The sequence below is a fragment of the Denitratimonas organivorans genome (genome assembly GCF_037478135.1).
Classification (GTDB): Bacteria; Pseudomonadota; Gammaproteobacteria; order Xanthomonadales; family Xanthomonadaceae; genus Denitratimonas.
This window is the reverse complement of record NZ_JBBHDV010000002.1, coordinates 22,628-45,409: the sequence shown is the minus strand read 5'-3', so window position 1 is coordinate 45,409 and position 22,782 is coordinate 22,628. Positions and strand designations below refer to the sequence as shown.

Genomic DNA, 22,782 nt, shown 5'->3' with positions numbered 1-22,782 from the left:
AAACCGCGCATGTTACCCTGTGCGGCCCCCAGACCTGCTGTTTTCCGTTCATGTCCAGCGCATTGTCCGCCAACCAGAAACGTTATCTGCGCGGACTCGCGCACCCGCTCAAACCCTTGATCCAGGTCGGCAACAAGGGCATCACCGACGCCCTGCTCGCAGAGCTGGACCTGGTGCTGGAGCACCATGAACTGGTCAAGGTGCGCATCGCCGCCGAAGACCGCGACAGCCGCGATGCGGCCGTGGCCGATCTGGTGGAGCGCAGCGGCGCGCAACTGGTGCAGCGCATCGGCAATGTCGCCTGCCTGTTCCGGCGCAACCCGGAAGCCTCCCAGATCGCGCTGCCGCGCTGAGGCTGCGGCGATGCATCTGGTCCAGGATCTGAGCGAAGGCCACCATCTGGTGCGGCGTGTCGGCCCGGCCAGCGTGACGGTCGACGATCGCGAACTGACGCGCAGCTTCCTGCTGACCCCTTCGCAATGCCACGAGGATTTCCCGGTGCGCGACATCGCCGGCTTCGACGCCGCCGCGATCCAGCAGGTACTGGACCTGCAACCGGCGCTGGTGCTGATCGGCACCGGCGCCCGCCAGCACCTGGCGTCACCGGCATTGATGGGCGGCTTCCTGACCCGCGGCGTCGGGGTGGAAGCCATGGACAGCGCCGCCTGCGCGCGAACCTTCAATCTTCTGGCCAGCGAAGGCCGCCAGGTGGTCGCGGTTTTTCTGATCGCCTGATTGGCACTTGCGAGGATGTGCTTCTTCCCTGCGACGTGCCGGACCACATAGCCCGGGCAAGCCCCGGGCTTCATCCGGGGCGCACCCGGGTGTGGCTTTCACGATGATGCAGGAACGGCTGCGGACTTCCTGATGATGCTGGTCCCGGGTGCGGCTTCGTCTTACCCGGGCTACTCACCATCCAATAAGCCTGCGCCTCAACGCGCTGGCAGGAAGGGGCGTGGATCGACCGGCTTGCCGCTCTTGCGGATTTCGAAATGCAGCATGTCGCGGGTGGCGCCGCTGCGGCCCATTTCGGCGATCTGCTGCCCGGCCTTGACCTTCTGGCCTTCGGCCACCAGGCGTTTGCGGTTGTGGCCATAGGCCGACAGGTACACGTCCGAATGCCGGATGATCACCAATTCGCCATAGCCGATCAGGCCCGAACCCGAATACACCACTTCACCATCGGCCGCCGCCAGCACCGGCTGTCCGCTGCTGCCGGCAATATTGATGCCCTGGTTGGTCGGATCGCCGGCGACGAAACGCCCGATCACCTGCCCGGCACTGGGCCAGCGCCAGGTGATGCCGTCCACGCTGCGGCTGCCGCCGGTGGTGATCACCGGTGTGGTGGCCGGGCCGGTGGCGGGCGTTGTGGCCGGTGTATTCGATACCACTGGAGCCGGCGGTGTCGGGCTTGCAGAACCGGTCGGCGGTGTCGGCGTGGACGCAACCACCGGCGTTGAGGCTGAAGCTGTGGTCGGCGCACTCGAAGGCACGCGCGTTGCCGCCGGCGCCGTGGCTGCGGGTGACGATGTTGCCGCAGCAGGCGACGCCGAAACCACCGGTGTCGCCGCCGTGACCGGGCGTGTGGCCTGTGCCGTGCCCGCTACCGGTGCATTCAAACGCAGGCGCTGGCCGGGATAGATCGTGAACGGCTCGCGGATACCATTCCAGCGCGCCAGATCACGATGATCCAGCCCATTGCGGAAGGCGATGCCATACAGCGTATCGCCGCGTACCACGGTGTGTTCGCGCGTCGTGACTGCTGTGGGCGTCTCCTGCCGGGCGGGCACCGTGGCACGATCCGGCGCCGAAGGAACTTCCGTGACCACCGCACGCGGGCGCACGCTGCACCCCGCCAGCAGCACGCACACCAGCACCGCCATCATCCTGATCGTGTTCATCCCCGCCCTCCGGAAAACACCAGCCAGCCAATGGCCGCAGCCAGCAACGCCAGCGCGATCCAGCCAATCGGTTCGATATGCCGGCGCAGCATCATCTCGGCCTTGGCGCCGCCCAGCCGGATCGCCCAGGCCACCAGAAAGACGCGCTTGCCGCGCCCGATCAGCGCACCAAAGAAGAACGGCAGCAGCGGCATCCCGATGGCACCCGATGCCAGCGTGAACACCTTGAACGGCACCGGCGTAAAGCCGGCCAGCAGCAACAACCAGAAACCGTTGTCGGCGGCCTGCTGCTTGATCTGTTCGAACTGTTCGGCATAACCAAAGCGCTCCAGCAGCGGCATCGCCAGCTCGATCGCGAAATGCCCGATCGCGTAACCCACGAACATGCCCAGCATCGAGGCCACCAGGCTGATCGTGGCGAACCAGTACGCCCGCTTGGGCTGCGCCAGCGACATCGGCGCCAGCATCACCTCGGGTGGAATCGGGAACACGATGGCCTCGAAGAAGCTGACCCCGCCCAACAACGCCGGCGCGTGCCGGTGCCGCGACCAGGACAGCATGCGCTCGTACAACGGCGCGAAGATCTTCACGCGGTGCCCCCCAGCAAGGGCACGAACGAGACCGCGCCCAGCACCTCCGGCTGCCAACCGTTGCTGCCACCACTCCAGCGCATCAGTTGCTGCGCACCCGGCTCGCCGACCGGCGCCACCAGCACGCCCTGCGGCGACAACTGGCGCAACAGTTCCGGATCCAGCGCCGAAGCGGCGGCGGTGACCATGATCGCGTCATACGGCGCATGTTCGGCCCAGCCGATGCGGCCATCGTCGTAACGGCAATGCACATTGCGGTAACCCAGGCGGAGGAAGCGGCGGCGCGCGGCGCGTTGCAGCTCGTCGATGCGTTCCACCGTGTAGACATGCTCCACCAGATGCGCCAGCACCGCGGCCTGATAACCCGAGCCGGTGCCGATCTCCAGCACCTTGCTGCGCGGCCCGCCTTCCAGCAGCGCCTCGGTCATGCGCGCCACCACCCAGGGCTGGGAAATCGTCTGCGCACGGCCAATCGGCAATGCGGTGTCCTCATAGGCGCGCGAGGCCAGCGCTTCGTCGATGAAAAGATGGCGCGGCACGCTGCCCATCACCGCCAGCACACGCTCGTCGCGGATACCGTTGCGGCGCAGGCTTTCCACCAGCCGGGCGCGGGCGCGGGGCGAGGTCATGCCCAGCCCGGCCGCTTCCGGTGTCAGACGCGAACCCGGAATCACGGTGTCTCCACCGCACGACTCAGGCCATCGACCCAGCCAGCGACCTTGTCCAGCGCCTGGTAGCGGGTCAGGTCGACATGGATCGGCGTGATCGATACGCAGCGCGAACGCACCGCGTGGAAATCGGTGCCCGGGCCGGCATCCTGCTCCGGACCGGCCATGCCGATCCACCAGATCGGCCGGCCACACGGGTCGACCTGCGCCACGCACGGCTCGGCCCGGTGGCGATGACCCAGCCGCGTCACCTCGAAGCCTTCCAGTTCGGCCCACGGCACGTCCGGAACATTCACATTGAGAATGGTGTTGGCCGGCAGCGGATCCACCAGCAGGCGCGCGGTCAATTGCGTGGCCACGCGCGCGGCGGTGTCGTAGTGACGCTGGCCGGTGCCCAGGTAGGCCAGCGACATCGCGATCGCCGGCAGGCCGAGGAAGCGCCCTTCCATCGCCGCGGCTACGGTGCCCGAATAGATCACGTCATCGCCGAGGTTGGCGTGGGTGTTGATGCCCGACACCACGATGTCCGGCTCGAAATCCAGCAGGCCGGCCAGCGCCAGATGCACGCAATCGGTCGGCGTACCGGCCACCGACCAGGTGGACGCATCGATCTGCCGGGCGCGCAATGGGCGATCCAGCGTCAGCGAATTCGACGCACCGGAACGGTCACGGTCCGGCGCCACCGTCACCACCTCGTGCCCGGCATCGCGCAGGCCCTGCGCCAGGATCCTGATGCCCGGCGCATCCACACCATCGTCGTTGCTCACCAGTACCCGCATGGCCAGTAACACCTCCGGAAAACACGCCATCATAGCGGATGCGTGCAGTGGCCTGATCCCGTAGTCCGGCACATCGACGCGATAGCGTGACCTGCTGCCGGCCCGCCCTCGCATGGCCTCGAACACCATCTGCGGCGCAGCGCCTACACAGCAGTGTGTGAGAACAATTCCCGCTCGCCGCGTAGTTGCCTGAAAACGCCGGCACAACGCAATATGCTGCATAGCAGCAGTTCAGGTGGCGTTGCCTTGCCGGCTCACATGAGGCATAAAGCCCGGGAGCCAACACTCGTTCTTCGACCCGAACATCATCCACAGGGGGGATGACTCCGGGTGTCCATCTTCCTGGACGCGAGATGCTGCAGGGTGACACCACACGCGTCCCTCCCTTCCCTGGCGGACGTGCTTGCAGCTACAGCCACGAATGGGCCTGCTGGCGGGCGTACTGCAACAGGATGGGCAATGCGAGACACCACACGAAACGCAGAAAACGCAATGGACTGCACTGCGGCAATCAGGTTGTAACAGGCACCCTGACGGCGGAAATCTGCTGTCGGGGTTATTCCTTTTTGGGGAGGTACCAGATGAAAATCAGGATAACTAAGACAGCGTTGGCGCTGTCTCTGCTCGCCGGTGGAGCCGCCTTTGGCGGATCCGCCCTCGCGGCGGGCAGTGCCACAACATTGGCCGAGGCCTACAGTACAAAGGAGGCTTACGCTCTCCTGGCTGCTGGCGGCCCGGTCCAGGTGGTCAAAAACGCGGCTTGTGAGCCGACCGTTGACTTCATCGTCGTCCACGACGACAACCAGGCCGAGAACGGTTTAGGGTGGAACGCTGCGGCCAACGTCGGCCGTCTGGCGGATCAGTTCACGCCAGAGCTCTACCCCGCAAACATAGAAACCGTATGCGTGTCGTTCATCACGAACGCATCCGTGACAAGTTTCGATTTCAGGCTGAACGTCTACGACGACGACGGTGCGGGCGGCAGCCCGGGCTCACTGCTCGCCGGCAAAGACCTGACGGTGACGCCTACGCCAATTGCAGGCATTCCCTTCACACCCACTTTCCAGAATTTCGACATCTCCGATCTGGGCATCGTCATTAACGATGGCAGTGTCTATTTGTCGATCGAGTGGGACGCTTCCACAGCTCCGGCGGGCGTGTTCCTGGCCAACGACGAATCACCGGCAACACCGTACGCGAACGGTTACTTCGGCACTGACGGTGGCCCATGGACCGCATTCGCGGACGATGAAGACTTCGAAGATAACCGTGCGCTGATGATTCGCGCCACGATGCCGCCCACCGGCCCGACCACTCCCGGCCTCAGTAAAGCGTTCAGCCCCACCCGGATCGCCTCGGACGGCACCAGCGAGCTGACGATCACGCTGAACAACGCCAGCCAGCCGACCGCCGCAGTACTCAGCGCAGATCTGGTTGACAACCTGCCGGCCGGCCTCGAAGTTGCGTCCCCTTCGAATGCGGCCACCACCTGTAGTGGCACGCTGACCGCGGTTGAGGGCAGCAGCTCCATTACGTTGGCGGCAGGCGCGGAAGTACCGGCCGAAGGCAAATGCACCATCACGGTGGATGTTGCGGCCACGGCCGATGGTGACTACGTCAACAGCATGGCTCCAGGTGCCCTGCAGACCAACCACGGCAACAATCCCAATCCGGCAGAGGCCACGTTGGGAGTGGGCTTCGTTTTCCCCGAGCCGTATTGCGAGGTCACTTTCTCGTTCTCGGTCGAGCCTATTTCCCGCGTATTGTTCACCGGCATCGACAACACCAGCAGCGCGGTACTCGACGGCAGCCCCGCACATGAAGACTTCCTCTCGGTCACCGGTGGCGAAGTCATGCAGGGCTTCAGCTATCCGGCTGCGGTGGAAGGCAACACCGGCGGCAACTACACCAACAAGGTCACGGTCTATATCGACTGGAACCAGGACGGCGTCTTCTCGGAGACCACCGAGGCCTACCAGCTGACCGATCTTTACGGCTCCACCGGCACCGACAACCAGCAGGCCATCGGCGATATCGAGGTCCCGGTTGATGCAGTGCCGGGCGAGACCCGCATGCGGGTGGTGAAGAACTACAGCAGTGCCCCGACTTCATGCCTTGCCGGCTCATTTGGCCAGGCCGAGGATTACACCCTCACCGTCAACGCACTGCCCGAATACACCGTTACGCCGAGCGTCGGCGCCGGTGACGGCACGATCTCCCCTGACACCGCCCAACTCGTGACCCAGGGCAGCACCGCCACCTTCACCCTGGTGGCCGGTGCCGGCAATGTCATCGATAACGTCGACGGCACCTGCGGCGGCACCCTGACCGATGACACCTTTGTCACCGACCCGGTGACCGAGGACTGCACCGTCATCGCCAACTTCAAGGCCGCTGCCGTCACCGTTGCCAAGTCGTTCGATCCGGCCACGATCACCGAGCTTGAACAAAGCACGGCGATCATCACGCTGACCAACCGGCTGACCGTCGACGCCACGCTGACCGCACCGTTCGTCGATCAGTTGCCGACCGGCCTGAATGTCACCTCGGCCACCACCACCTGCGGCATGATCCTGACCGGCGGTGAAGGTGAAAACACCATCTCGGCCACCCAGTTCGGCCTGCCGGCCGGCATCGTGCTGGCCGCTGACAGCAGCTGCGAGATCCGCGCGACGATCGTGCCCGATGTAGCCGGCACCTACGTCAACGAGATCGCCGCTGGCGACCTGCAAACCGACCAGGGCAGCAACACCGAAGGCGCCGAAGCAACCCTGGTGGTCACCGGCTTCCCGACGATCGATGTCAGCGAAGACTCGCTGTCGTCCACGCTGGTCACCAACACCACCGATACGCAGTCGCTGGACATCTCCAACATCGGCACCGGTGACCTGGTGTGGAACATCACCGAAGCCGGCGCACTCAACGCCAACCCGCCCAGCTTCCGCAACGTCACCCGGATCGGCAGTTCTGCCGGTGCGGCACTGACCAGCGGTACCAGCCTGGGTCTGCGTGGCAGCGGTGCTCCGGTGATCCTGGCACCCACCGACATCTCGCAGATGGAAGACAACTCCCCGGGTGACCAGGGTGTTTCCTGCGGCACGACGGGGGCCTCCACCGCCGACAACAGCTGGTGGCGCCGTTTCTACTTCAACGAGCACCCGGAAGTGGGCAGCGCCGCGACCGTCACTTCGGTGACGATCTCGACCGGCTCCATTGACATCCCGGGCGGCCTGCCGACGACGATCAATCTGTACACCATCCCGAGCAGCACGACGGTGGACACGATCCCGACCGCTGCACTGACTCTGATCGGCACCACAACCACCACCGTGAGCGGCGCATTGGCCTCGGTCACCATTCCGGTGACCGGCGTGATCAGCGACACCGTCGCTACCGATCTGGTGGTCGAGTGGTATACCGATGGCAGTGACGACGGACAGTTCTTCCCGGGTGCCAACGCCACCCCGGAAACCCATCCGACCTTCATCAGCAGTGCCACCTGCTCAATCGACCAGCCAACCCCGGCCTCCGCCATCAACTTCCCGGACTTCCACCTGACCATGGTGGTGAGCGTGGAAAGCGGTGGCAGCGCCTGTGCCAGCCCGGTCGATCTGCCCTGGCTGTCGGTGAATCCGACCAGCGGCACCACCGGTGCCGGCGGCAGCGACAGCGTGGACGTGACCTTCGATGCCACCGGCATGCCCCCGGGCACCTACGAAGGTGAGCTGTGCATCAACAGCAACGACGAGGAAAACCCGCTGGTTTCCGTCCCGGTTGAAATGGTCGTCAACCCGAGCGGCGTGACGTTCGAGGTGACCCCGTCGGTCAACGGCGCCAACGGCACGATCTCGCCGAACACCGTGCAGACGGTTGATGAGAACGGCCTGGTCACGTTCACCCTGACGCCGGACTTCGGCTATGGCGTGGGCACGATGGGCGGTACCTGCCCGGGCACCCTGAGCGGCAACACCTACATCGCCGGCCCGGTCACCGCCGACTGTACGGTCGAGGCCCAGTTCGTCGAGCTGCCGTTCCCGGCACCGTACTGCAACGTGACCTTCCCGTCCGACGTGGAGCCGATCAGCCGCGTGGTGTTCAGCGGCATCGACAACGAAAGCGATCCGGCGGTTGGCGGAAGCCCGGCGCTGGAAGACTTCCGTGCCGTCACTGGCGGTGATGTATCGCTGGGCGGCGTGTACTCGATTGCGGTCGAGGGCAACACCGGCGGTAACTTCACCACCCGCATCCGCGCCTACATCGACTGGAACCGCGATGGCGTGTTCGACGCGAGCGAAGGCTACGTGCTGACCGACCTTGTCGGATCGACCGGTACCGATGGCAAGCAGTCCACCGGCGAAATCACGGTGCCGGAAGGTGCGCTGCTGGGCGAAACCCGCATGCGCGTGATCAAGAAGTTCAGCTCCGTGCCCGAGCCCTGCAACACCGCAGGTTACGGTCAGGCCGAGGACTACACGATCGTGATCAACGACGACCCTCTGCCCCAGCCTGAAATCGATCTGGACAAGTTCGCACTGAACATCACCGCGATGGCCGGCACCACCGGCACCGACACGCTGCAAATCAGCAACGTCGGTGAAGCCGGCAGCCGTCTGGAATACCAGATCCGACGTGCCCTGGCCGGCCCTGCAGCTGTCACCCAGGCCGACATGCGCCGGAACACCGGCACCAATGACGCGGCCAAGTTCGATCCGTCCGCACCGGCACAGGCCTCGGCTCACCATGACCTGAAGTCTGATGCAGCGGCGTACCACACGCCTCCAGCGACCGTTTCCAACGTCGTCTTCGCCAACGATCCGTCGTGCCAGGTTGGTACGCCCGGCCTGGTGGTGCACGATGGCAACGGCGCACCGGACAACGGTTACGGCTGGAACGCCAGCGCCGGCACCGATCCCAAGTACGTCGACAAGTTCACCCCGAGCAGCTACCCGGCCACCTACACCACGGTCTGCGTCTCGCTGCTGACCAATGCCGGCGTGACTTCGGCACCGGTCGTGGTGGTGGTCTTTGCCGACGACGGTCCGGGCGGTGCTCCGGGTACCGAGCTGGGTCGGGTGAACGCCACGGCGAACAACATCACCGCCGCACTGGAGCAGAGCTTCCAGGCCATCGACATCTCCGAAATGGGTCTGGAAATCACCGAAGGCAGCGTCTACATCGGCCTTGAGTGGGATGCCACGTCGATCGCGGGGCTGTACATCGCCTCCGATGAAACCAGCAGCGCGAATGCGGGTGGCTACTCGTATTCCTCGGGCGAATGGACTCCGATCATCGATGGCTTCGAGGAGTACAAGAGCCTGTTCGTCCGTGCCATCGAAGACCAGGCTGGTCCTCCGGGCATCGGCTGCGAAAACCCGAGCAACGTGTCCTGGCTGAGCGTCACCCCGGCCTCCGGCACGATCATGGACGGCGATTCGCAGACGGTCACGGTTACGGGCAATGCCACCGGCATGGCACCGGGCAGCTACGAGGCCCTGATCTGTGTGAACTCCAATGACACGGAGTACCCGCGCATCGACCTGACGGTCACCATGGAGGTCACCGCGCAGCCGCCGGCGATCTTCAGCGACGGCTTCGAAGGTGATGATCCGCCGCCGGAGCCGGAAATCGTGGTTGGCCAGATCAACACAACCATCGACGCAGGAGGAGACATCACCTACGACTTCGTGACCCAGACTTTGGATACCTGGGACCCGAATCGGGTCGACGATATCAACCTGTACGACTACGGTGATGGCAGCCTGACCGTGTACTGGTTCGGCGACGCCGCCTCTCTGGATGTCGGCGGCGTCGTGGACGGCGATGGCGTGGAGTTTGCCGTGCTGCAGCCCGGTGACACCATCGGCCCAGCCTCCCCCATCAGTGCGGCTTCGCTGAAGCTGGTGAACTGGAACGGTAACGTTGATGGCTATATCGGCTTTGCCTTCGAAAACGAGGAAACCGGCAAGCTGAACTACGGCTACCTCCGTGTGGTGTCTTCCGGCGCCACAGGACTTCCAGCCCAGGTCATTGAGTACGGCTATAACAAGGCCGGCAATGCGATTACGATCCCTACCCCGTAATCCATAGCCTGCGGTAAACCTTGATCGGGCCTCCTTCGGGAGGCCCGATTTTTTTGTAGCCGGTATCCACGGCGCACAGCCTGCGCTCCTTTTTCCAAAGCACCGCGCCCGGACGGACCCATGGATTTCGTGGTACTTTCCAGCACACTCGATTTCGCAGACGGGAAAACAGCCAGGGGGGCTGGCTTCCATTCCGGACCCAGGCAACACCCGGTTGCGCTACCACATCCGTCCGCCATCAGTGCTGCGAAGTACGACAGTTGATCACCTGACGCGGCGCCAAGACGCCCGGTTTCACCATCTTTCGAGGGAGCCTCCATGCGTAAAGTTCTTCCACTGGCCATCATGCTGGCATTGCCGGCGATGGCGTCAGCCGACACCCATGGGTGTCTGGTGTCGTTCTCCGGCGCCACCCACGATGTCTGCAGCGGCAATACCGTCGCCAGCGGCTCGGCCCTGAACAGCCTGCTGTCTCACAGCGCAGTCGACCGTTCGACCCTGCGCATCGTCAAGTTCGACGGCCCGATCGGCGAGCGCCAGCGTCATGCCGTGGAAGCCGCCGGCGCCCGCATCATCGGCTACGCCCCGCATTACGCCTATATCGTGCGCATGCCGGCCACGCTGGACAGCACGATGCAGGCGATTGATGGCGTGGTCTGGAGCGGCCCGATGTTGCCGGCGCTGAAGGTCGACCCGAACATCTACACCACGCTCGATGGCGATGACCTCATCGCCGCGCTGGGCGTGGAGCGGCTTGAAATCACCCTGGACACCCGCGCCAGCCTCGACGCCTCGCGCAGCGCGATCGCCTCGGTGGCCGGGCTGCTGGACGCGCAGACAATGAATGTCGGCGGCGAACTGCTGACCTTGGCGCGATTCGAGCGCGATGCGCTGGCCGGCATCGTCGAACAGCTGGCCCAGCGCGACGACGTGCTGTCGGTTGGCCTGCATCTGCCGGCGCGCAGCTACAACTCGCAGGGCCAGTGGCTGCACCAGAGCAATGAGAACTCGCCTTCACCGCAAACCCCGGTCTGGGATCGCGGCGTCTACGGCTGCGGGCAGACGGTCGGCGTGCTGGACACCGGCCTGTACCAGGACAACCGCGCCTTCCGCGATGACACCCAGGTCACCCCGATCGACGTCTGCACCTCGGGCACCTCCTGCCCCAGCATTTCGCCCAACAACGATGCCCGCAAGGTGGTGGCCTATTACAAATGGTCCGGCCTTTCCGGCGGCTCCTGGGCCGACAACCATGGCCACGGTACGCACGTGGCCGGCTCGGTCGCCGGCAATGACAGCTTCTCCAAGCCGGGGGTGGACTGCGACAACTTCACCACCGCCAGCGGCGGCACCAATCTGGACGGCATGGCCACCGGTGCCAAGCTGGTGATACAGGAAACCGGCAGCAACCTGGCCTATCTGAACCAGCACGGCGGCAATCCCTATCACGCGGCCGAAGTGGCGTATCAGAGCGGCGCCCGCATCCACAACAACTCCTGGGGATCGGGCTGTGTCAGCAGCCAGACTGGCCTGTGTGTTTCAGGATGCACCATCCCCTACCGTCCGAATTCACGTCATGCCGACCGCATCATGCAGGACCACGACGATCTGCTGATGGTGTTTGCCGCCGGCAACGATGGCACCCAGTGCCCCAACGGCAACAACGTCGGCAGCCCCGGCAACGCCAAGAACGTGCTGTCGATCGGCGCCACCAGCCGCGGAACCGCAGCCAACAACATGGCCAGCTACTCCTCGCGCGGCCCGGCACTCGACTCGCGCACCAAGCCCGATCTGACTGCCCAAGGCAGCAGCGTGCAGTCCGCCGGACGTTCCGAGTCCGGTGTCGCCGGCATGAGTGGCACCTCGATGGCCTCGCCCACTGCTGCAGGTCTGGCGGCACTGGTGCGCGACTATCTGGCCAGCGGCTTCTACCCCAGCGGCCAGCGCACGCCGGCCGACGCCATGCCGGATGCATCCGGCGCGCTGGTCAAGGCCGTCATGGCCACCGGCGCATTCCGCATGACCGGCAGTGGCGCAGGCGCCAATCCGGGACAGGCGCAAGGCTTTGGCCGCATCCTGCTGGACGACTCGCTGCATTTCGTCGGTGATGACACCCGCCTGTTCATCCATGATGAAGAAATCGGCCTGGCTACCGGTGAGGCACACACCTACCAGCTCAGCGCCACCTCCGACGAACGCCTGACCTTCATCCTGACCTGGACCGACGAGCCCGGCAGCGTCAATGCCAGCCCGGCCACGGTCAACAGCTTGCGGCTCGAAGTGAAGGCCCCCAACGGTGATGTCTGGACGCAGAAGCTGCCGGCCGGTTTCAACGTGAACAACGCCAACCCGACCCAGGACACCAGCACCAGCAACTACGACAACCTCAACAACCTGCACCGCATCCAGTTCGATGCACCGGCCTTGGGTGTGTACGAAATCCAGGTGCGCGGCATCAACGTGCCGATGGGGCCGCAGACCTATGCCCTGGCCGCTGCGGGTGGTTTCGACATCAGCACCGAGCCGGATTTCAATCTGTCGGTCACCCCGGGTGCGGTCGAGATCTGTGCAGGTTCCGACGCGCAGTTCGATATCGGCGTGCTCAGCCGCTACGAGTTCGTCGATCCGGTGACACTGAGTGTCAGCGGCGTGCCGGCCACGGCCGGCAGCAGCTTCACGCCGAACCCGCTGACACCGGCGGCACCGGCGGCCATCAGCCAACTGTCGGTGCACAGCACTGACAGCGTGGCCAGTGGCAGCTACCCGCTGACGATCAACGGTGTCTCCAGTGGCGCCGAGCCGATCAGCCACGACATCGCCGCCACGCTGGCCGTCAAGGCCGGCCTGCCCGGTGATCCGGTGCTCGCGCTTCCAGCCGACGGTGCGACCGATGTACCGCTGATTCCGACCTTCTCCTGGGCTGACGACGCGGAAGCGACGGAATACACCATCCAGGTCGCCACCGATGCCGGGTTCAGCAACATTGTGGCCAGCGGCAGTTCGAACCTGAACACCTGGTCGCCGGACACCGAACTGGCACTTCAGACCACGTACTACTGGCGTGTCGGGGCCAACAACGTCTGCGGCGACAGCGACTTCTCCGAGCCGTTCTCGTTCACCACGCCTCCGGCCTACACCGTCGGTGGCGAGGTTGACGGGCTGACCGGTGAAGGGCTGGTGCTGTGGCTCAACGGTGCCAGCAGCCTGCCGATCAGCGCTGATGGTCCGTTCGAGTTCGATCTGGGCCTGGCCGATGGCGCGCCCTATGTCGTCGTCGTAGGCACGCATCCGTTCGGTCAAAGCTGCGAGGTCAGCAATGGCGAAGGCACGATTGCCGCTGCCCACGTGACCGATGTGGAAGTGGTCTGTGAGGACCTGCCGCCGGTGATCAGTCCGGTGGGTGGTCAGCTTCGCAACATGTCCGCCGGCAACGAGATCGTGCTGCAGCTCAATGGCGACCAGACCATCACCAGGCGCTTCAACGGGCTCTTCAGCTTCAACCCCGGCCTGGCAACCGAAACCGCCTACGAGGTCACCGTCCACACCCAGCCGGAAGGCCAGAACTGCATCGTCAGCAACGGCAGCGGCGTCATGGGCTTTGACCCGATCACCGACATCGACGTGAACTGCGCCATCCGTGGCCCGGACATCTTCGAGGACGGTTTCGAAGGCGCCGGCGGGGACTGATCGCCGGTTGCACCCCTGCCTGGCCGGAACATCTCCCGGCCAGGTGTTTTCCCGGAACGGCCTGTCGCGCATGCGGCAGGCCGTTTTCGTTTCCGCCTGCCCGCGCTGCGGTACTGCGACGGCCGGCACCACTGAGCCCGTATCGGCGCGCCAACGGGTGCAGCCGGATGCGACAGCACTCGCAGCAACGACAAAGTTCACCTGCACATCATGCTGCACCGCAGTAGAATCGGCGGCTTACCGTCTGGAGACATCCGATGCTGTACACCCTGCATGAAGCCCAGCGCGCGCTGATGTCGCCGTTCACCTATCTGTCCGAGGCCGGGGCGCGGATCTTTTCCGAGAAGGGCAGCCTGTATTCCTACGTGCCCGGCGCGGCGCGGCTGGCGGCTGATTTCGAACTGGCCTACCGCATCGGCAAGGACTACGAAAAGCCCGAGTTCAATCTTGCCCAGGTGCAGGCGCATGGCACCGAGATCGCAGTGCTGCAACGCACCGTGCTGGATACGCCGTTCTGCAAGCTGCTGCGTTTCAAGCGCTTCAGCGACGATGCCGGCTGCATCGCCGGGTTGAAGGACGACCCGACCGTGCTCGTGGTGGCGCCGCTCTCCGGCCACCATTCCACCCTGCTGCGCGACACCGTGCGCACTCTGCTGGCCGACCACAAGGTCTTCATCACCGACTGGGTCGATGCGCGCATGGTGCCACTGTCCGAAGGCACTTTCGGGCTGGGGGACTACATCGCCATCGTGCAGCAGTTCATCCGCCATATCGGGGCGCGCAATCTGCACGTGATCTCGGTCTGCCAGCCGACCGTGCCGGTGCTGGCGGCGATCTCGCTGATGGCCAGCGCAGGCGAGGATCTGCCGCTGTCGATGACGATGATGGGCGGCCCGATCGACACCCGCAACAGTCCCACCCAGGTCAACTCGCTGGCCACCACCAAGCCGCTGCACTGGTTTTCCAACAATGTCATCCATGAAGTGCCGCATCCCTATCCAGGGCACGGGCGCAAGGTGTATCCGGGCTTCCTGCAGCATGCCGGCTTCATCGCGATGAACCCGGGCCGCCACTTCCAGTCGCACTGGGATTTCTACCAGGACCTGCTGCGCGGCGATCTTGAAGACGCCGAATCGCATCGCCGCTTCTACGACGAATACAACGCGGTGCTGGACATGGACGCCGAGTTCTACCTGGACACGATCGAAATCGTGTTCCAGAAGCATCTGCTGCCGCGCGGCGAATGGCATGTGGACGGAGTGCGCGTGGCGCCCGAAGACATCCACGACAGCGCGCTGCTGACCATCGAAGGCGAGCTGGACGATATTTCCGGCCTCGGCCAGACCCGCGCCGCACAGGATCTGTGCAGCAACGTGCCGGATGACCGCCGCCAGCACATCGAAGTGGAAGGCGCCGGGCATTACGGCATCTTCAGCGGCCGGCGCTGGCGGCAGACGGTCTATCCGCAGGTGCGCGACTTCATCCGCGCGCAGGACCAGCGCCGCTCCAACGGCCGGGGCGAAACCGCCACCTCATCGCACAAAGGCGTCAACAAGGATTGAAGCCGCCTCCCGGCGCGCCGAGGCTGGCAACAGGCCACTCCGCGCGACCTGCAAGCACGCCTCAGTCCGCGCCGGGTATCGAAAACGGCCCGCCCCGTTGCAGCGCCCTGCGGTAAGCCGGGCGCGCGTGGATACGCTGCAGGAAACCGGCCAGATGCGGCTGTTCCGCCCCGAACCCGAAACGCGCCGCCATCGCTTCCAGCGGAAAGCTCATCATGATGTCGGCGGCGCTGAAGGCCTCTCCCGCGAACCAGGTCCGCGCCGCCAGCTCGCCTTCCAGATAGCTGCGCTGGGCCGCCAGCTGCGGTGTGATCAGCCGTGCGCGGACCTTGTCGGCGACACCACGCAGCACCGGCTTCAGGAAAAACGGCGCCGGTGCCGAACCGATCCGGTCGAAAACCAGCTTCATCAGCAGCGGCGGCATCGCCGATCCTTCGGCGAAATGCATCCAGTACAGGTAGCGCGCCCATTCCGGGCTTCCCAGCGGCGGGCGCAGACGTCCGGCGCCGTGGCGTTCCACCAGCACCTCGCAGATCGCGGCCGATTCGGCCAGCACCTGGCCGTCGTCCTCGACCAGCGGTGACTTGCCCAGCGGGTGCACCGCACGCAACCCGGGCGGCGCCAGCAAGGTGTCAGGATCGCGCGCGTAGTGCACGATCTCATAATCCAGCTCCAGTTCCTCCAGCAGCCAGAGGATCCGCTGGGAACGGGAATTTTCCAGGTGGTGAACGCGCAGCATCGGGCTTTCCGGCAGAACAAACGTCAATCATACGCGCAGCGCCGCGGCCTGGGATTTCCCGGGCCGGGCTTGAGTTGCCGGGCTTACGACCAGATTAAAGTGCCAGACCCACGATGCCTTCGCCGCATCCTTCACCCGCCAACGCGCCGCACCACCGGCTTCACCCGCCGCGCGCACCCTGCCACGAGGCCTGCATGATTCCTTTTTCGATCCTTGATCTGGCGCCGATCCGCCAGGGCGGCAGCGCCGCAGATTCCTTTGCTGAAACCCGCGATCTGGCGCAATGGGCCGAATCGCTGGGTTACCACCGCTACTGGCTGGCCGAGCACCACAACATGACCGGCATCGCCAGCGCCGCGACCTCGGTGCTGATCGGCCATGTCGCCGGGGCCACCTCGCGTATCCGCGTCGGCGCCGGCGGCGTGATGCTGCCCAACCACGCGCCATTGGTGATCGCCGAACAGTTCGGCACGCTGGCTGCGCTGTATCCGGGACGCATTGATCTGGGCCTGGGACGTGCGCCGGGTACCGACCAGCGCACCGCTCGCGCGTTGCGTCGCAATCTGGTCGGTGATGTCGACGGCTTCCCGGACGATGTCAACGAACTGATCGGCTATTTCGCCCCGGCCCGTCCCGGCCAGGCAGTACAGGCCGTGCCCGGTGCCGGACTGGACGTGGCGGTGTGGATACTGGGATCGAGTCTGTACGGTGCGCAGCTTGCGGCGATGATGGGGCTGCCCTACTCGTTCGCCTCGCATTTCGCACCTGCGCAGATGCACGATGCGCTGGCCACGTACCGCCGCCTGTTCCGCGTTTCGGCCCGCCTCGACAAGCCCTGCGCAATGGTGGCGGCGAACGTCATCCTGGCCGACGACGGCGATGTCGCGCGCGTGGCGGCGACCTCGCAGCAACAGCAGTTCGTGCAGCTGATCCGCAACCAGCCCGGCCAGCTGCCGCCGCCGCGCGAGGACATGGAGAGCTTCTGGTCGCCGGCCGAGCGCGCGCATGTGGAAAAGACGTTGTCGGTCAGCTTTGTCGGTTCACCGGCTGAAGTGGAGCCGCAGTTGCGCGAGTTCCTGCAAGCCACCGGCGCCGACGAGCTGATCGTCAACTGCCACGTCTTCGACCACCGCGTGCGGCGCCGTTCGCTGGAACTGCTGGCGCAGATGCGCGAACGGCTGTGAGGTTGGTGTCCGGATGTTGAAGATGTCGGGCATCGCTGTGCTCAGCTCGACCTATTGAGGGCTTGGATCAAAACTTCGTGTCCACCTGCGATGTGCGCTCCTACCGAATTTACGGTGGCCGGTATCGACACGCTTGCATAGGTTGGCGGTGAACGCAGCGAACCCCAGCATCTTGATGGCCAACGCATCCGGATGTCGGGCATCGCTGTGCTCAGCCCGACCTATGCAGTGGATGCCTCGCAGCGGACGTGATGCAGGGAAACCGCAACATCAATACCGGATATGTGCCTCAGCCTGGCGGCCAGTGCAGTTGACGGCCAGCGAGCAGGTGCAGGTGGATGTGGTAGACGGTCTGGCCACCAAGCTGGTTGCAGTTCATCACCACGCGATAGCCGTCTTCGGCCAGGCCCAGCTCCTTCGCATGCGCAGCGGCGGCCAGGATCAGGCGGCCGGCCAGTTCGGCATGTTCGGTTTGCAGATCGTTGAGCGTGGCGATCGGGGTTTTCGGGATGAACAACACATGCGTGGGCGCCTGCGGCGCGATGTCGCGGAAACCAAGCACGTGCTCGTCCTCGTAGACGATGTCGGCCGGGATCTCGCGCCGGATGATCTTGCTGAAGATGGTCTCGTTGTCGCTCATCGCAAACCTCGTGTGTCGCCGCAGATGGCGGCAGGCTCAGGGGGATTCGTCGGGAATATCCATGCGGGCGCCGAAGGCGTGCGCCAGCGTACCGCGGTCGATGTATTCCAGCTCGCCGCCCAGCGGCACGCCGTGCGCAAGACGGCTGGGCCGCACCCCGTGCTGGCGCGCGAGCTGGGCCAGATAGTGCGCGGTGGCCTCACCTTCGACGGTGGGGTTGGTGGCGATGATCAGCTCGCGCACATGGCCATCGGCAAGGCGTGTGGCGAGCAGATCCAGCCCGAGTTCGTGCGGGCCCAGACCATCAAGCGGTGACAGCCGGCCCAGTAGCACGAAGTACAGGCCGCGAAAGCCGGTGGCCTGTTCAATCGCAAACTGGTCGGCCGGCATTTCCACCACGCATACCACCGCGGCATCACGCGAGGCATTGCTGCACAGTGCACAAACCTTGGTATCGCTGAAGTTGCGGCATTGCGCGCAGTTGCCGATGCCGTCCATCGCTTCGCTCAAGCGCTGCGCCAGGCGGCGGCCACCATCGCGGTTGCGCTCCAGCAAGTGGTGCGCCATGCGTTGCGCGGTCTTGCCGCCGACACCGGGCAGGCAGCGCAGGGCTTCGATCAGTTCTTCGAGCAGGCGGGAGGAGCTCATGCACGGGTGATCGCGGACTCCCTCTCCTCCGCAAGCGGGGGCGAGGGAGCAAAGAAGAAGCTCATCAGAACAGGCCGGGAATCTTCATCCCCGGCGGCAGCGGCATGCCGGCGGTGGCTCCGGCCATGCGCTTGTTGCTTTCCTCGTTGGCCTTGTTGACCGCGTCGTTGATCGCGGCGGCGATCAGGTCTTCGAGCATTTCCACGTCATCGCCGACGGCGGCCTGGTCGATGCGCACGCGGCGCGCCTCCATCTTGCCGGTCAGCGTGACCTGCACCATGCCGCCGCCGGCCTGGCCGGTGACTTCCAGATTGGCCAACTCTTCCTGCGCCTTTTGCAGGTTTTCCTGCATGCGCTGGGCCTGCTGCATCAGATTGCCAAGTTGTCCGCGCATTGCGCTCTCCTTGAAAGATGTGGGGTATGTAAAAGTGTCGCGCGATTCAGCCGTCGTCGCGCGGGCGCACCGATTCGGTACGGATCTGCGCGCCTCCTGCGACCAGTTCGCGCACCACCGGATCGTCGGCGAAGGCAGCGCGGGCGTCGTCGTGGCGCGCCTGGTTTTCGCGCCGGGTACGGTCTCCCAGGGTTTCGCTATTGGCGGCCGCCGGTGCGCTCACGAATTCCAGCTTCGGCACGCTGCCCAGCACCGCGCCCAGCGCGTCGACCAGTTGCTGCTCCATCAGGCCAGAGCGCAGGTAGTCCATCACCGGAGGCAGGTGCACCTTCACGCGGCCATCGCTGGCGCTGACGAAGGCCAGGTTCGCACCCAGCTCGCGCGCCGGCCCGCTGATGGCGCAGGCCGACAGCACCTGCAACCAGCTTTCGTTGTCGTGGATGGATTGCGGCGCGGCCACGGCCGCTGCTGCCGGACGCGTAGGTTGTGCGGCGGCCGGCGCGGCGCTTTCTGCAATCCGGGCTGCTGGCGGCGGTGGCGAAGACGCGGGCGCCGGCGGGTAATGATTGTTTCTGGCGGCAGCCTGCGTATCGCCTGGTGCTGCACCACGGCTGGCGGGAGCCGCCGCCGGATCACGGCGCGGCGCTTCCGGTCGCGGTGCATCGCCCGGCGTCGCAGCCGGCTGGAAGGCCAGCATCCGCAGCAGCGTCATTTCAAAGCCGACCCGCGGGCTCGGTGCCAGATCGATATCGCGCCGTCCCAGCAGCGCCATCTGGTACCACAGCTGCACGGTTTCCGGCGGCAGCGCGGCGGCCAGCGACGCCACATCGACGCCTTCGGCCTCCACCTGCAGATCCGGCACCAGCTGGGTCAGCTGGATGCGATGCAGCGCGTGCGCCAGTTCATCCAGCACCCCGGCAAAATCCGGCGCGAATCCGGCGATGTCCTCGGCCACCTGCATCAGACGCGCGCCATCATGGGCGGAAAGCGCATCCAGCAGGCCGGAAATCTGGTTGCGGTCGACGCTGCCGAGCATGCCGCGCACATCGTCGGTCTGCACCCGGCCGCCGCCGAAAGCGAGCGCCTGATCCAGCAGCGAAAGCCCATCTCGCAGACTGCCATCGGCGGCGCGCGCCAGCTCGGCGATGGCCTCGTCATCGGCCGGCACCGATTCGGCATCCAGGATGTGGCGCATCTGCCCGCCGATCTGTTCCTGGGTCAGCCGCCGCAGATTGAATTGCAAGCAGCGGCTGAGCACGGTGGCCGGCAGCTTCTGCGGATCGGTGGTCGCGAGCAGGAATTTGACGTGTTCGGGCGGCTCTTCCAGCGTCTTGAGCAGCGCATTGAAGGCGTTGCGCGACAGCATGTGCACCTCGTCCACCAGATAGACCTTGTAGCGGCCGCGCGTGGGCAGGTACTGGGCGTTGTCGATCAGCTCACGCACATCGTCCACGCCGGTATTGGAGGCGGCGTCGATTTCCAGCAGATCGACGAAACGGCCCTGATCCACCGCCTGGCAGATCTCGCACTCGCCGCAGGGTTCGGCACCGACACCCTGGATACAGTTCAGGCTCTTGGCGAAGATGCGCGCGATCGTGGTCTTGCCGACGCCGCGCGTGCCGGTGAACAGGAAGGCGTGATGCACGCGCCCGGTTTCCAGCGCGTTGGACAGCGCACGCACGACGTGTTCCTGGCCGACCAGCTCGGAAAACCGCCGGGGCCGCCACTTGCGGGCAAGAACGAGATAGGACATGGCACCGGAATCGGGAAACGAACGGCCATTGTGCCAACCCTACCCCCATACGGCCAAGCAGCGCGCCGCCAGCACGCCGTGGGGATGGCGGGAAACGGCTCAGGCGCGCAGGAAACCGTCGTCTCCCGTACCGCCGCCGGATTCCGGCGTGGCCGCATGCCAATCGGCGATCAGCGCACGCGCGGCGTCGGCATCCTCGTCGACCACCATCACCGCCAGCAGCCCCAGCGCCGGCAGCTCGCCCATCGCGCCGGTGAGGTGTTCGCCGCGAATGTGCGCGGCGATGCCGGCCTGTGCCAGCAGGCCCTTGAGCAGATGCGCTTCGATCAGGTTTTCCGGTTCGTAGACGACGTGCATGATGCGCCCACTTTAGCGCCTCGCCGCTCCGCATCGAAGCGTCGGCGCGTGCCGGCAGCGGGCTTCGCCGCCGCGCTACGGTGCCGCCGCAGGGCCGCCACATCCGCCTGTTCGACCACACGAACCGGCAAGCGCGGGCGCGCTGCGCCACAATGTCGTGCTGGCCGCAGCGGTAAGGCAGGCGCCGGGAATGGGACTTTAGGACACTCGACGCTGGCGCCCGCACATCCGAACATGGCCGCATCCATCCATCCGGAGCAAAGGACCACCGATGCAAAACAAACTGTTCGCCACCGCCGCCAGCGCCCTTGAAGGCGTGGTTGCCGACGGCCAGACCCTGGCGGTCGGCGGCTTCGGCCTCTGCGGCATTCCCGAGGCCCTGATCGCGGCGCTGCGCGATTCGGGCGTGAAGAACCTGACCGCGATTTCCAACAATGCCGGTGTCGACGGCTTCGGCCTCGGCCAGCTGCTGGAAACCCGCCAGATCAGCAAGATGATTTCGTCCTACGTGGGCGAGAACAAGGAGTTCGAACGCCAGTTCCTGGCCGGCGAGCTGGAACTGGAATTCAACCCGCAGGGCACCCTGGCCGAACGCCTGCGCGCCGGCGGCGCCGGTATCCCGGCCTTCTTCACCGCCACCGGCTACGGCACCGTGGTGGCCGAAGGCAAGGAAACCCGCGAGTTCAACGGCAAGCACTACGTGATGGAAACCGCACTGGTGGCCGACGTGGCGCTGATCAAGGCGTGGAAGGCGGATGCCTCGGGCAACCTGCTGTTCCGCAAGACCGCGCGCAACTTCAACCCGGCCTGCGCCATGGCCGGCAAGGTCTGCGTGGTGGAAGTGGAGGAACTGGTCGAAGTCGGTGCGCTGGACCCGGACCAGATCCACCTGCCCGGCATCTACGTCGACCGCATCGTGGTCAACGCCAGCCCGGAAAAACGCATCGAACAACGCACCGTTCGCCAAGAGGAGAACCGCTGATGGCTTGGAACCGCGATCAAATGGCACAGCGTGCCGCCAGGGAACTGACCGATGGCGCCTACGTCAACCTCGGCATCGGCCTGCCGACGCTGGTGGCCAACCACATCCCCGACGGCGTTGACGTATGGCTGCAATCGGAAAACGGCCTGCTCGGCATCGGCCCGTTCCCGACCGAAGACGAAGTCGACGCCGACCTGATCAACGCCGGCAAGCAGACCGTCACCGCACGCCAAGGCGCCAGCTATTTCGGCAGCCATGACAGCTTCGCGATGATCCGTGGCGGCCACATCGATCTGGCCATCCTCGGCGCGATGCAGGTCACCCACCAGGGCGATCTGGCCAACTGGATGGTGCCCGGCAAGATGGTCAAGGGCATGGGCGGCGCGATGGACCTGGTGGCCGGCGTCAAGCGCGTCGTGGTGCTGATGGAGCACGTGGCCCGCAACGGCGAGCACAAGATCCTGCCCGAATGCACCCTGCCGCTGACCGGCGTGGGAGTGGTCAACCGCATCATCACCGACCTGGGCGTGTTCGACATCACCCCCGACGGCCTCAAAGTGGTGGAACTGGCCCCCGACGAAACCCTGGAAACCGTGGCCGAACGCACTGGCGTGCCGCTGCTGGCCGCGTAACCACCAACCCGCGCAACATACAAAAAGGCCCCGACGAGTTCGTCGGGGCTTTTTTGTTGGCGTTACCTGTGGCGCCAAACCTTGGGAGACCACCGGCGTGTATCGCTTCCAACAATCCGGCGAAACTGGTCACCAACATAGGTCGGGGTGAGCAACGCGAACCCCGACACCGCAAGACCAACCAGC

General features: G+C 65.3%; 18 protein-coding genes. 8 read left to right on the top strand and 10 right to left on the bottom strand.

The features are described from left to right. Positions 1 to 50: 50 nt before the first annotated feature. Together yhbY and WDB66_RS02480 are read left to right on the top strand one after the other, a co-directional pair. The gene (gene yhbY, locus WDB66_RS02485; protein ID WP_339396854.1) at positions 51 to 353 is read left to right on the top strand and encodes a ribosome assembly RNA-binding protein YhbY; all 303 of its coding nucleotides are present in this window, start codon (positions 51 to 53) and stop codon (positions 351 to 353) included. A 10-nt stretch (positions 354 to 363) separates the two neighbouring features. Further along, a complete protein-coding gene (locus tag WDB66_RS02480; RefSeq protein WP_339396852.1) occupies positions 364 to 735 on the top strand; it encodes an Mth938-like domain-containing protein in 372 nt (123 codons plus the stop codon). Positions 736 to 932: 197 nt separating this feature from the next. On the opposite strand, the gene WDB66_RS02475 is transcribed toward WDB66_RS02480, so the two are convergent. Genes WDB66_RS02475 through surE form a run of 4 tightly spaced genes read right to left on the bottom strand, consistent with a single transcriptional unit; the run spans position 933 to position 3,938 of the window. Then, positions 933 to 1,901 carry a peptidoglycan DD-metalloendopeptidase family protein gene (locus WDB66_RS02475; protein WP_339396850.1) on the bottom strand — a complete coding sequence of 323 codons (969 nt, stop codon included), beginning with the start codon at positions 1,899 to 1,901 and terminating at the stop codon, positions 933 to 935. Next, positions 1,898 to 2,491 (bottom strand): YqaA family protein, encoded by a 594-nt coding sequence (locus tag WDB66_RS02470; RefSeq protein ID WP_339396848.1) that lies wholly within the window; start codon positions 2,489 to 2,491, stop codon positions 1,898 to 1,900. The genes WDB66_RS02475 and WDB66_RS02470 overlap by 4 nt, the downstream gene beginning before the upstream one ends. After that, positions 2,488 to 3,165, bottom strand: coding sequence for a protein-L-isoaspartate(D-aspartate) O-methyltransferase (locus WDB66_RS02465; protein ID WP_339396846.1), 678 nt, complete (start codon positions 3,163 to 3,165; stop codon positions 2,488 to 2,490). Before WDB66_RS02465 ends, WDB66_RS02470 begins: the two co-directional genes overlap by 4 nt. After that, on the bottom strand, positions 3,162 to 3,938 hold the full coding sequence (gene surE, locus WDB66_RS02460; RefSeq protein WP_339396845.1) for a 5'/3'-nucleotidase SurE: 777 nt from the start codon (positions 3,936 to 3,938) through the stop codon (positions 3,162 to 3,164). Before surE ends, WDB66_RS02465 begins: the two co-directional genes overlap by 4 nt. A gap of 929 nt (positions 3,939 to 4,867) precedes the next feature. On the opposite strand from surE, the gene WDB66_RS02455 reads away from it, so the two are divergent. The 3 genes from WDB66_RS02455 (at position 4,868) to WDB66_RS02445 (ending at position 15,267) form a co-directional block, all read left to right on the top strand. Continuing rightward, positions 4,868 to 10,018 (top strand): DUF7933 domain-containing protein, encoded by a 5,151-nt coding sequence (locus WDB66_RS02455; protein WP_339396844.1) that lies wholly within the window; start codon positions 4,868 to 4,870, stop codon positions 10,016 to 10,018. A 318-nt stretch (positions 10,019 to 10,336) separates the two neighbouring features. Beyond that, a complete protein-coding gene (locus WDB66_RS02450) occupies positions 10,337 to 13,705 on the top strand; it encodes a S8 family serine peptidase (protein ID WP_339396843.1) in 3,369 nt (1,122 codons plus the stop codon). A 257-nt stretch (positions 13,706 to 13,962) separates the two neighbouring features. Beyond that, positions 13,963 to 15,267 carry a polyhydroxyalkanoate depolymerase gene (locus WDB66_RS02445; protein ID WP_339396842.1) on the top strand — a complete coding sequence of 435 codons (1,305 nt, stop codon included), beginning with the start codon at positions 13,963 to 13,965 and terminating at the stop codon, positions 15,265 to 15,267. A gap of 61 nt (positions 15,268 to 15,328) precedes the next feature. Here the strand turns inward: WDB66_RS02445 and WDB66_RS02440 are convergent, their stop codons facing one another. Continuing rightward, positions 15,329 to 16,006 carry a glutathione S-transferase gene (locus WDB66_RS02440; RefSeq protein ID WP_339396841.1) on the bottom strand — a complete coding sequence of 226 codons (678 nt, stop codon included), beginning with the start codon at positions 16,004 to 16,006 and terminating at the stop codon, positions 15,329 to 15,331. A 194-nt stretch (positions 16,007 to 16,200) separates the two neighbouring features. Between WDB66_RS02440 and WDB66_RS02435 the strand changes: the two genes are divergently transcribed. Further along, on the top strand, positions 16,201 to 17,190 hold the full coding sequence (locus WDB66_RS02435; protein ID WP_339396840.1) for an LLM class flavin-dependent oxidoreductase: 990 nt from the start codon (positions 16,201 to 16,203) through the stop codon (positions 17,188 to 17,190). A 289-nt stretch (positions 17,191 to 17,479) separates the two neighbouring features. Here the strand turns inward: WDB66_RS02435 and WDB66_RS02430 are convergent, their stop codons facing one another. From WDB66_RS02430 to WDB66_RS02410, 5 genes are all read right to left on the bottom strand, one after another. Further along, positions 17,480 to 17,830, bottom strand: coding sequence for a histidine triad nucleotide-binding protein (locus WDB66_RS02430; RefSeq protein ID WP_339396839.1), 351 nt, complete (start codon positions 17,828 to 17,830; stop codon positions 17,480 to 17,482). Between the two features lie 36 nt (positions 17,831 to 17,866). Beyond that, the gene (recR, locus tag WDB66_RS02425) at positions 17,867 to 18,478 is read right to left on the bottom strand and encodes a recombination mediator RecR (protein WP_339396838.1); all 612 of its coding nucleotides are present in this window, start codon (positions 18,476 to 18,478) and stop codon (positions 17,867 to 17,869) included. Between the two features lie 64 nt (positions 18,479 to 18,542). After that, positions 18,543 to 18,872 carry a YbaB/EbfC family nucleoid-associated protein gene (locus WDB66_RS02420; protein ID WP_339396837.1) on the bottom strand — a complete coding sequence of 110 codons (330 nt, stop codon included), beginning with the start codon at positions 18,870 to 18,872 and terminating at the stop codon, positions 18,543 to 18,545. 46 nt (positions 18,873 to 18,918) lie between these two features. Further along, on the bottom strand, positions 18,919 to 20,625 hold the full coding sequence (dnaX, locus tag WDB66_RS02415; protein ID WP_339396836.1) for a DNA polymerase III subunit gamma/tau: 1,707 nt from the start codon (positions 20,623 to 20,625) through the stop codon (positions 18,919 to 18,921). Positions 20,626 to 20,724: 99 nt separating this feature from the next. After that, entirely contained in the window at positions 20,725 to 20,982 is a 258-nt protein-coding gene (locus tag WDB66_RS02410; RefSeq protein WP_339396835.1) for a putative signal transducing protein, read from the bottom strand. Positions 20,983 to 21,253: 271 nt separating this feature from the next. On the opposite strand from WDB66_RS02410, the gene WDB66_RS02405 reads away from it, so the two are divergent. Together WDB66_RS02405 and WDB66_RS02400 are read left to right on the top strand one after the other, a co-directional pair. After that, complete coding sequence (locus WDB66_RS02405; protein WP_339396834.1) at positions 21,254 to 21,964, top strand: CoA transferase subunit A; 711 nt, start codon at positions 21,254 to 21,256, stop codon at positions 21,962 to 21,964. Continuing rightward, entirely contained in the window at positions 21,964 to 22,596 is a 633-nt protein-coding gene (locus WDB66_RS02400) for a CoA transferase subunit B (RefSeq protein WP_339396833.1), read from the top strand. The genes WDB66_RS02405 and WDB66_RS02400 overlap by 1 nt, the downstream gene beginning before the upstream one ends. Positions 22,597 to 22,782: the final 186 nt, after the last annotated feature.

Excerpts from the sequence above, each read along its gene's own strand:
- WDB66_RS02445 (WP_339396842.1), top strand. The coding sequence starts at position 13,963 with ATGCTGTACACCCTGCATGAAGCCCAGCGCGCGCTGATGTCGCCGTTC.
- yhbY (WP_339396854.1), top strand. The coding sequence starts at position 51 with ATGTCCAGCGCATTGTCCGCCAACCAGAAACGTTATCTGCGCGGACTC.
- surE (WP_339396845.1), bottom strand. The coding sequence starts at position 3,938 with ATGCGGGTACTGGTGAGCAACGACGATGGTGTGGATGCGCCGGGCATC.
- WDB66_RS02450 (WP_339396843.1), top strand. The coding sequence starts at position 10,337 with ATGCGTAAAGTTCTTCCACTGGCCATCATGCTGGCATTGCCGGCGATG.
- WDB66_RS02475 (WP_339396850.1), bottom strand. The coding sequence starts at position 1,901 with ATGAACACGATCAGGATGATGGCGGTGCTGGTGTGCGTGCTGCTGGCG.
- WDB66_RS02405 (WP_339396834.1), top strand. The coding sequence starts at position 21,254 with ATGCAAAACAAACTGTTCGCCACCGCCGCCAGCGCCCTTGAAGGCGTG.
- WDB66_RS02420 (WP_339396837.1), bottom strand. The coding sequence starts at position 18,872 with ATGCGCGGACAACTTGGCAATCTGATGCAGCAGGCCCAGCGCATGCAG.
- recR (WP_339396838.1), bottom strand. The coding sequence starts at position 18,478 with ATGAGCTCCTCCCGCCTGCTCGAAGAACTGATCGAAGCCCTGCGCTGC.
- WDB66_RS02410 (WP_339396835.1), bottom strand. The coding sequence starts at position 20,982 with ATGCACGTCGTCTACGAACCGGAAAACCTGATCGAAGCGCATCTGCTC.
- WDB66_RS02435 (WP_339396840.1), top strand. The coding sequence starts at position 16,201 with ATGATTCCTTTTTCGATCCTTGATCTGGCGCCGATCCGCCAGGGCGGC.
- dnaX (WP_339396836.1), bottom strand. The coding sequence starts at position 20,625 with ATGTCCTATCTCGTTCTTGCCCGCAAGTGGCGGCCCCGGCGGTTTTCC.
- WDB66_RS02400 (WP_339396833.1), top strand. The coding sequence starts at position 21,964 with ATGGCTTGGAACCGCGATCAAATGGCACAGCGTGCCGCCAGGGAACTG.
- WDB66_RS02430 (WP_339396839.1), bottom strand. The coding sequence starts at position 17,830 with ATGAGCGACAACGAGACCATCTTCAGCAAGATCATCCGGCGCGAGATC.
- WDB66_RS02480 (WP_339396852.1), top strand. The coding sequence starts at position 364 with ATGCATCTGGTCCAGGATCTGAGCGAAGGCCACCATCTGGTGCGGCGT.
- WDB66_RS02440 (WP_339396841.1), bottom strand. The coding sequence starts at position 16,006 with ATGCTGCGCGTTCACCACCTGGAAAATTCCCGTTCCCAGCGGATCCTC.